2 protein-coding genes are annotated in these 1,454 nt (G+C 47.3%); both read right to left on the reverse strand.

The genetic code is table 11. The annotated features are described in order from the left end of the window. Positions 1 to 30: 30 nt before the first annotated feature. Complete coding sequence (locus tag A3756_RS16035) at positions 31 to 858, reverse strand: symmetrical bis(5'-nucleosyl)-tetraphosphatase (RefSeq protein WP_068512112.1); 828 nt, start codon at positions 856 to 858, stop codon at positions 31 to 33. 19 nt (positions 859 to 877) lie between these two features. After that, on the reverse strand, positions 878 to 1,454 hold a 577-nt coding region (gene queC / locus A3756_RS16040), incomplete at its 5' end, for a 7-cyano-7-deazaguanine synthase QueC (protein ID WP_068553906.1).

Raw genomic sequence — 1,454 nt, forward strand, 5'->3', positions numbered from 1 at the left:
CATAGCAATGCGCCTATCATAAGCTGGGAATTAGGCTTCATAAGCGAACCTTTCTTTAGTATCGATGTTTAAAGCAGTAAGTGAACCACCCCAGACGCAGCCGGTATCGATAGCTTGAAATTGGTCTTTGTTTGCGCCAGTGAGCCCTGTATTACCCGAGAGTGCCGCCCAGTGTCCGAATATTAGCATGGTGTTGTCGGGCCGAGGCAGGCTGAACCAGGGGACATAGTTATCGGGGGCATCGTCGAGGGTTTCTTTGACGGCAAAGTCGAGCGCACCGTTTTGTTTAACAAAGCGCATGCGGGTAAAGTAGTTTGTAATAGCACGCAGGCGCATCATGCCCGTGTGGTGCTCAGACCAGAGTGCGGGCTCATTGCCATACATCAGGTCAAAGAATGCTTCGTAATCTCCGCGACATAACTCATTGGAAACTTCTTGATTGTAACGATAGGCTTGCTCTGTTGACCATATATGAGGAATGCCGGCGTGACTCATTGCAAGCTTCTGCTCTTTATCCCATATCATTAGAGGTTGATGGCGTAACCAGGTCATCAATTCATGGCAGTCATCTGCTGCAAAAATTTCAGCAAAGGTGTCTTTTCTTTTAGGCTGGCGCTTTAAATAGTAGGTAGCCAATAAGTGAAGGTCATGATTACCAAGAATAACCTTGGCAGGATGTCCGCCTTGGTTACCCAGGCTTTTGATCAGGCGCAGACAGTCAAGCGAGTCGGGGCCTCGATTTACAAGGTCTCCTGCGAACCATAGTTCGTCACGGTTCTGGTCAAAAGATATCTGGTCGAGTAGACGGGTGAGTGCTTGATAGCAGCCCTGAACGTCACCGATGGCATAACGAGCCATAAGCTTTCCTTGTTAGTTATTATTCGTAGGGAAGGGGATCGGCAGCGCTATTTTCTGAAAACGCTTCGAGTCGCTCTTGGCAAGCACCGCATTTGCCACAGGCCTTTTCTCTGCCGTTATAGCATGTCCAGGTTTTACCGTAGTTAAGTCCCATTGCCAGCCCTTTGCTCAGTATTTCCGTCTTATTGATATCCTGAAAAGGTGCAATAATATCAACCGCTTCGTAGTTAGCGATTTTAGAAACCGCATCCATCTTTTCGATAAACTCAGGGCGACAATCCGGATAAATAGCATGATCACCACCGTGGGCGCCGTAGTAGACGGCACTGGCTTTTATTGAAACTGCATAAGCGATCGCAAGAGAAAGCATTACCATATTACGGTTGGGGACCACCGTCGATTTCATGCTTTCTTCTTCATAATGCCCTTCAGGGATTTCAATGTCATCCGTGAGTGAGGAGCCGAGTAATAATTGATGGATTGCGGTGATGTCGACAATTTTATGAGGCAGGCCTAAGTCGTCACATACCTTCTGTGCGTAGTGAAGCTCTTTAGAATGCTTTTGACCATAGTTAAAAGACAGGGCGTAAACTTTC

Source organism: Oleiphilus sp. HI0086 (genome assembly GCF_001635225.1).